The sequence below is a fragment of the Pseudovibrio sp. JE062 genome (assembly GCF_000156235.1).
GTDB lineage: Bacteria > Pseudomonadota > Alphaproteobacteria > Rhizobiales > Stappiaceae > Pseudovibrio.
This window is the reverse complement of the sequence record NZ_DS996806.1, coordinates 677,842-685,692: the sequence shown is the minus strand read 5'-3', so window position 1 is coordinate 685,692 and position 7,851 is coordinate 677,842. Positions and strand designations below refer to the sequence as shown.

At 51.9% G+C, this 7,851-nt stretch carries 5 protein-coding genes and 1 pseudogene; 3 read left to right on the top strand and 3 right to left on the bottom strand.

All coding sequences use genetic code 11. The features are described from left to right. Positions 1–65: 65 nt before the first annotated feature. On the bottom strand, positions 66–482 hold the full coding sequence (locus tag PJE062_RS07535) for a hypothetical protein (RefSeq protein WP_157039074.1): 417 nt from the start codon (positions 480–482) through the stop codon (positions 66–68). Positions 483–798: 316 nt separating this feature from the next. On the opposite strand from PJE062_RS07535, the gene PJE062_RS07530 reads away from it, so the two are divergent. Continuing rightward, on the top strand, positions 799–1,401 hold the full coding sequence (locus PJE062_RS07530; RefSeq protein ID WP_008548075.1) for a thiamine phosphate synthase: 603 nt from the start codon (positions 799–801) through the stop codon (positions 1,399–1,401). A gap of 54 nt (positions 1,402–1,455) precedes the next feature. Here the strand turns inward: PJE062_RS07530 and PJE062_RS07525 are convergent, their stop codons facing one another. Both PJE062_RS07525 and PJE062_RS07520 read right to left on the bottom strand, forming a co-directional pair. Next, positions 1,456–2,460: a hypothetical protein gene (locus PJE062_RS07525; protein ID WP_008547579.1), complete on the bottom strand. Its 1,005-nt coding sequence runs from the start codon at positions 2,458–2,460 to the stop codon at positions 1,456–1,458. Between the two features lie 198 nt (positions 2,461–2,658). Continuing rightward, a pseudogene (locus tag PJE062_RS07520) lies at positions 2,659–3,271 on the bottom strand (ATP-dependent Clp protease proteolytic subunit). Positions 3,272–3,638: 367 nt separating this feature from the next. Between PJE062_RS07520 and PJE062_RS07515 the strand changes: the two are divergent. Beyond that, positions 3,639–5,735, top strand: a complete 2,097-nt coding sequence (locus PJE062_RS07515; protein WP_008548109.1) for a bifunctional diguanylate cyclase/phosphodiesterase — start codon at positions 3,639–3,641, stop codon at positions 5,733–5,735. Between the two features lie 164 nt (positions 5,736–5,899). Then, positions 5,900–7,846, top strand: a complete 1,947-nt coding sequence (gene asnB, locus PJE062_RS07510) for an asparagine synthase (glutamine-hydrolyzing) (protein WP_037036246.1) — start codon at positions 5,900–5,902, stop codon at positions 7,844–7,846. Positions 7,847–7,851 lie beyond the last annotated feature (5 nt).

The window sequence follows — 7,851 nt, the reverse complement described above, 5'->3', positions numbered from 1 at the left end:
AAACAGCGCCACATCTTCATCTTTAAAGCCATCCGGCGCACGCGAAGCAAACGCCAACCCACGCACTACTCCATCCAGAACGTCATGGGCACGGCCACATAGTCCGTGTACCCCCGAACCTTCAGCTCCTGAATGATCATCAGCTGATCAAATTCATCATGATGACCAAACTTATGTCGGATCGTTTGCCCGGTCTCAATGGATCGCTTCCAAAGGCTTTGATTATAAGACTCGCTTGTATCAGGCGTGCGCTCAAAGTAACGCACCCGCGGGCCAACCCCACGTTCCCAGATCAAGCCCTCACCGTGATAATTCGGATCCAGAATGGAGATACCAGTGGAGATCCGGTCCACCTCAATGCCCAGCGCCTGCAAATGCTCTCCCAACACCGCAAAGATACGGCAGGGACGACCCAGCATTTTTGCGTCCTTGGAAAGCCACGCCATTAAATCGCAGATGGAAAAAGACTCGCTATTAGACATTTACACCCCAGAGACGAGCGAAAAAGAAGACCACGTAAAATTACCCTGCCCGCAAGCAAACACGGTAAAAATTCCAATATTTCTCATCATTTACTTTTCAACTCAGACATTTACAGGAATACCCTCAAGAAACCCTCGCCTTTTTTGCTAGACTTTCTCCACAATTCAACACACGCAGGACGTGTAAATGCTTCAAATTTTAAAAATTTGTAGCCAACAACCTGCCCAACTCATATTTTCGCTCAAAAATATGAACGCAGCACGCATCTAGTGATGGCCCATCCAGTCACTGCGCACTTAATCGAGAAACTCAGCAATGTTAGATCGCTTCTATCTGATCATCGATGGCACCCAGTGGCTGCCACGTGTCCTTCCTCTTGGTGTCAAATTTTGTCAGCTCCGTATCAAAGACAAGTCCGAGGATGAAATCCGATCTCAGGTCCGCGAAGCAAAGCAACTTTGCGACAAAGCCGGCGCAGTGCTTGTCGTCAACGATCACTGGCAGGCAGCGTATGACGCAAACGTGGGCTATGTGCATTTAGGACAAGAGGATCTGAAAACCGCTGATTTCCGCGCACTCCGTTCCGCGGGGATCTACTACGGTATTTCCACCCATTATGAAGCCGAGCTGGACACAGCTCTGGCATTAGATCCTGAATATGTGGCCCTTGGACCGATTTACAATAGCACCTCAAAAGAAATGCACTGGCAGCCACAGGGATTGGAAACTCTGAAGAAATGGCGCGAGCGCACCAACAATCATCTGGTCGCTATCGGCGGCATCACTCTGGAGCGTGCCAGCGACGTCTTCTCCGCCGGCGCAGACTCTATCGCCACCATCTCCGACGTCACCACCGCCACCAACCCCGAACACCGCACCGCCCAATGGCTCGACGCCTCTAAGAGTTGGCAGCGCTAAAAAACAAAAGCCGCCTCAGCTTCTTCAGCAAGGCGGCTTTCTTTTAAGTAAGCATCAGAACCGGATCGACGCCCCTGCGCTAAAGCCATAAAACAGCAGAGTATCGTCCCCTTCCAGCACCTCGTAATCTGGCAGGCCAACGCGGTGATACTCTTCTGTACCATCAGAAACACCATTCAGAAGCATCGCATAGCCACCAACATTGAAGGCCAGCCGCTCAGAAAACTGATAGGTCAGCTTCGGCGCCACTTCAACAAATGCCGCGAAGTGGTTCAGATCTTCCTTCTTGCGAATATCAACGGAACTGTTGTTGTCACTTGTCAGGCGGCTTGAAAAATCAATCCGATTCAGACCAGCACCAACTGACGCCCGTCCACCCAGATAAACCTTCTCCGCAACCTCATAAGCCCCTTCAACACCAAACTGCGCCCCAAAAATATGGTTGTTTGTGGTGAGTTTCACGCGGTCAGTTTGATCATCGGTCCCCTGATACTCTTCAATCTCATCAAAGGTTGCCGCATTCAGCTTGTTGCGTTGCCCGATGTATCGCAGTCCACCTAGAACCGTCAGACCATAAAAATCTGTTTTGCGCTGAACATTGAATTCACCGCCCCACAGCTCACGCTGATAATTAAATGAGGAGGCATAAGCCGCATCAGAGTTGCGGAAATCAGGATTCGCAGGACCAGACACATGATCATATTCACTGTCATAGGCAGCTGAGAGGTCCTCATCTGCATTGATCACATCCCGTTCAGCCTTGATGCGCCTGGAGTACAAACCTGAGAACTGCAGGCTATAACCAGACCATGCACCCTGTCCGGGTACAACAACACTCGCCCGCCCACCTGGAGCCAATCCAAAGCGATCGAGAATATCAGCATGAAACACGTCTTCAGTGCTGTAGTTCACCACCAAAGCACCCTTGCCAGTTCCGGCGCTGGAAAGAAACAGTCCTTCCAGATCCACCTGAACACCAGCATCAGCAGCAAACGAAGCACCAGATGCAGCAACGATCAGTGACGCAGTCAGAGCAGAACCGCAGAGTTTCTTATTCATTGTTAAACCACCCCCGTTGGTTTTATCGATAAAACCGTACTACCTAAGGGAATGGTCCAAAACAAAAGGAAACCCGTGCGTCACCCCATATGTATTTACCCTGTATTATTTGAGCCACAGTGACGTAAACGGCACCTGACCAACAAAAAAAAGGCGCCCTAAAAGAGCGCCTTCTTCAAACATATTATGAGCCAGCTGTTAGCTAAGCTCGGAGACGTTGTTGATCACTTTGCCAACAAGACCGTACTCGATGCCCTCATCCGGGCTCATCCAGTAATCGCGGTCGGTGTCTTTCTCGATGCGCTCCAGCGGCTGGCCGGTTGCGTCTGCGAAGATCTGGTTCAGACGATCACGCATCTTGAGGATTTCTTTGGCCTGAATTTCGATATCAGTTGCCATACCGCCAGCACCACCGGATGGTTGGTGAAGCAGGAAGCGGGTGTTCTGGGTGCAGAAACGACGCTCTTTCGGCACAGACACGTAAATCAGAGCGCCAGCGCTCGCCACCCAGCCCATGCCGAGGATACGAACTTCCGGCTGGATGAACTTGATCATGTCGTGGATCATGTCACCGGATTCTACGTGGCCACCCGGAGAGAACAATAACGGTAATCGGGTCATTGCTGACCTGGGAAAGTGCAAGCAGACGGGAACAGACATCCTGAGCCATCTCTTGTGTCACAGGTCCTGTAATCAGCACTGTCCGCGCATCAAAAAGATGCTTGTCCACCGGGATGGACTTTTCAGGATTCTTTGGCGCGTCCTCATCACCTTCAAGGCGAATTGACGTCGAAGCACAATAGTCCGTCATGCGAATGACATGCTCCCTTTTATTCGCTACCGCCCCACGCGGCAGACTCTGATCAAACATAACTAAAAGATACTGCGGCAGACCGCAAACACGCAAAGTCATAGCCTAACAGAAATTCCCTAGGAAAAAGAGGGTGTTCTCCCCTCACTTTTGGTAGGTCCTTCGCTAGACCGCCGTTTCTCCACCTCTAAATCAATGCATTTTGCACATTTTCAGTTCGTTTGTTCCAACTTAAAGGCAAAGGAATAACGTTTTAATAACCTTGCAACTCACATAATCGGTAAAAATAACGATCTACCTATAGCTGATATAGACATGCAGGGGATGGTGTCTAGTCCTAGGACACAGCACAAAGGGATTTTCAGGTTTGACTGGTTTTATTGAAACGCTGGATGCCAACGTCCTATATCACTCGCCTGTCCCAACAGAAGACCAACGCGCCTTCGCCCGTGTCGACGTCCCTATGTATATTGTCGACGTCTCCCAGACCAAACTCGTCTGGGCCAACGACGCAGGTCTAACATTCCTCGGTCTGTCCCTCAAGAACTGTATCGACCAGACCGGTGCCTTCAGAATTGAACTGCCTGCCCCCTTTGATGATCCCTCTTATGAGCGGCAGCTGCAGTCCTACCTGACCCGTGTACGGGAAGAAGGCCGCATCACCGAATGCATCACCGTCATCCCTAATGCTCAGCCGGTCTCCGTCTACTGCTCCATATCTCCTCAGCCACTCGTCTCAGGCAATCCGGGTCTGCTGGTTCAGGTTATCTCTGAGGTCGGCAACGAGCCGGAACAGGTGCGCAGCGCACAGGTGCTGCTCTACACCACCTCCATGATCAGCATGTTCGATGAGAACGGCAAACTGATCTTTGAAAACCCGGCAAGCCGCCTCAACCGGCCTGACGGCTGCGAAGACCTGATCAACCGCATGTGCAACCGCCGCGATTTTGACGCGCTGCTGGATGAACTGCGCAAAACAGGCAAGGCAAACCTCGTCGCTCTCATGCACTCCTCTCAAGGAGAACGCTGGTTCGACCTAAACGCTCGCAGCGGATACGATCCGTTTTCTGGCTCCAGAGCAATCCTGCTCAGCGCCTCAGATGTCACCAAACGCCTGAAAGCAGAACACGAAGTCCGCTATCTGGCCCACCACGACACGCTGACCGGCCTTGCCAACAGAACATTTCTTGAGATTGAAGCCGAGCGTTATCTGGATGAAACCCGCATCACCGGCAACCCCGGCGCGCTCATCTTCATTGATCTCGACCGCTTTAAAACAATCAACGACACCCTCGGCCATCTGGTGGGCGACGACCTGCTCGTCGTCATTGCCAAACGCCTGAAGGAAGTCGTCGAAGGCATCGGCTTTGTCGCCCGCCTCGGCGGCGATGAGTTCGTTGTGCTCATCGCCAACTTTGCAGATTACGACCTGCTGGACGATATCAGCCGCGAAATCAGAACAGCCCTGTCCAAGCCTTGTAAAGTGCGCGGACACATGCTGCAGGTCACCCCATCCATTGGCGTGTGTACCTACCCGGAACACGGCGTTGATCTGGACACCCTCATGCGCAAGGCCGACTTGGCCATGTATAAAGCCAAGGATTTGGGCCGCGACCGCATCTGCTTCTTCGACATCTCCATGTCCCGGGAAGCGGAAGAACGCGTCAGTCTGGAAACCGCCCTGCGTCAGGCTCTGCGCAACAAAGAGCTCGCTGTTCACTACCAGCCACGCGTCTGCGTCGCCACCAACCGCATTGTAGGTGCAGAAGGCCTGCTGCGCTGGCACCACCCAACCCGCGGCCTTGTCTCGGCAGCAAGCTTCATCGAGATTGCAGAGGAAGCTGGCATGATCGATGAGATCGGCGATTGGGTTGCCCGCGAAGCCATGCTGCAACAAAAGCAATGGGCACAGGCAGGCCATGACATCGCGATCTCCATCAACCTGTCTCCGGCCCAGTTCCGTCGCGGTCGCATATCCCAGCGCCTGCACCGCATCCTCATTGAGACCGGCGCCTCGGCCAGATCAATCCGGCTGGAAATCACTGAAAGCGCTCTGCTCAGCGACGCCAATGAAACGCTGAAAGAACTCAACGCCCTGCGCGATCTGGGCTTTACTCTGGAAATCGATGACTTCGGCACAGGCTATTCAAACCTGGGCTACCTCCAACGCTATCCGGTGACCGCTTTGAAGATCGATCGATCCTTCATCGCCGACACCAAACGCTGGCCAATTGTTCAGATGATCGTCCAGATGGGCCGCCTGTTGAACCTCACTCTGGTGGCAGAAGGCATCGAGACCAAAGAACAGCTCCGCCAGATCCAGAAACTGCAGTGCCACGAATTTCAGGGCTACCTGTACTCCCCAGCCGTCGCACCCGAAACCTTCGAGTGCCTCCTGAACGGCCAACAAACCATAGCCCCACCCCCAAGAGCCCCAGCCTCCCAACTCGGCATCCTGGCCTAAGCCATCTTCGCAGAGCGGCTTAGCTGCATTGTGAGAAATACCCTGACTTGTGAAAGATAGACACCAAGTCGCAGAGGCTTAGAATTCCAGCTCAGAAGGTCGTGGCTTACTAGTCTCCTCTGCCTTCATCGCTCTGATAAAACACTCAATGCGAGCTTGGAAACATGTGCGGGATATCTGGAACTCTCGGCTTGGGTGGCTTGCAAAGTGAAGCCATTCAACTCACCGACAAATCATTAGGCAAAATTCTCCATAGAGGACCAGACACGCAAAAGGTTTGGAGCGACCTAGAAGCCGGAACTGTTCTTGGCCACTGCCGCCTAAGCATTTTCGACCGCACAGATGCAGGCACGCAACCTATGCACTCACCCAGTGGTCGCTTTGTGCTCGTCTATAATGGTGAGATCTACAACTTCCCAGATATCAAGGCGAAACTTGAAGAAGCAGGCCTCGTAAGCAACTGGACTGGTCACTCCGACACCGAGGTCTTTTTGTGCGCGTTAGATCACTACGGGATCAAAAATACACTCCAAATGTGTCATGGCATGTTCTCATTCGCCCTCTGGGATCGAAAGGAGAAGGTCCTGAGCCTTGCCCGAGATCGCATGGGCGAGAAACCACTTTATTATGCATTGCAAAACAACAGGTTTTACTTCTCCTCCGAGCTGAATGCATTGAAGGTGTGGCCAACCCTGTCACTATCGGTCGACAAAGATGCAATCGCCGAATGTGTTCGTGGTGGTTATATTCCAGCCCCCTTGTCCCTTTACAAGGAAGTCCAAAAGCTGGAGGCAGGCCAAATTCTTCATGTTGAACCTGCTGGCGATCACTTTGCGCTACGCAAAGAAGCCTATTGGGACAGCATCGACGAAGCCATTGTGGCACGCAACAACCGCTTTCAGGGCGATTTAATCGAAGCACGGGATGAACTGGAAAGACTTTTGTCACGTGCAGTCAATCGACAAATGGCATCCGATGTGCCTCTTGGAGCCTTTTTATCAGGAGGTATCGACTCCTCACTGGTCGTCGCCCTCATGCAGGCACAAAGTACGCAGCCCATTGAGACATTCACTCTGGGGTTTGAAACCTCAGAGGAGAATGAAGCTCCATTTGCAAAACAGGTAGCAGAGTACTTAGGCACCTCCCACAATGAGCAATATATTGATGGTAAGCAGGCTTTGGACTTGGTTGCGAACATGCCCGATGTATACAGCGAGCCTTTTGCAGACCCCTCACAAATACCAACCTATCTGATTTCAAACATATCCAAACAGAAAGTAACGGTGTCACTTTCAGGAGATGGAGGCGACGAGCTTTTTGCGGGCTATGGACGATATGAGAACTTTTTGCAAACAAGACCAGCAACTTTGCAGCAGGCTTTCAGCAGGTATCAAAAACGTTTGATCGTCAGCACCATAAAGAAGCCCTCACTGCTTGCTCAAAAAGCACTGGGCAGCAGGCAGCACAAAGGAATGCCAATCGAGCTTAAAGAGATGGCCCTGAATAGCAAGTGCTCGCGCTTAAGTGAGAATGAAGTTGCCGCCCTTTATTACAAGAGCTTCAATACAGCCTGGGATTTGTCAGCTCTCATTCCTGGCGCTCAGTTGCCTCCAACACAAATCATCAAGCGCATCGGTTCCCGCCACGACTGGAGTGACCTGGACAAGATAACCATGGTGGACACCTTGTATTATCTGGGCGAAAACATTCTGACAAAGGTAGACCGCGCAAGCATGGCCCATAGCTTAGAAAGCAGAGTGCCAATGCTGGACCATAGCATTGTCAGGTTTGCATTCTCGCTGAACGACGAGCACAAAGTCGCAAATGGTCAATCAAAAGCGATCCTGAAAGAGGTGCTGGGAAAGTACATCCCGCGCAAACTTTGGGAACGCCCGAAAAAAGGGTTTGGTATCCCTCTGCACAAATGGCTGACAACAACTTTGCGACCACTCGTCGATGACCTGCTGTCCCCAGAGGCCTTGAAAACCTCTGACGTGTTTGACCCAGTAACCACTTCTGCTCTATGGCAAGACGTCCTGTCCGGCAATAAAAAACACTGCGATATGGTCTGGCGGATTTTCCAAGTCCAGCTTGTTTTAAAGCAAACGTAGCCGCT

Bases quoted from the DNA above. Each gene is read 5' to 3' on its own strand.
- PJE062_RS07525 (WP_008547579.1), bottom strand. From the start codon at position 2,460: ATGAATAAGAAACTCTGCGGTTCTGCTCTGACTGCGTCACTGATCGTT.
- PJE062_RS07535 (WP_157039074.1), bottom strand. From the start codon at position 482: ATGTCTAATAGCGAGTCTTTTTCCATCTGCGATTTAATGGCGTGGCTT.
- PJE062_RS07530 (WP_008548075.1), top strand. From the start codon at position 799: ATGTTAGATCGCTTCTATCTGATCATCGATGGCACCCAGTGGCTGCCA.
- asnB (WP_037036246.1), top strand. From the start codon at position 5,900: ATGTGCGGGATATCTGGAACTCTCGGCTTGGGTGGCTTGCAAAGTGAA.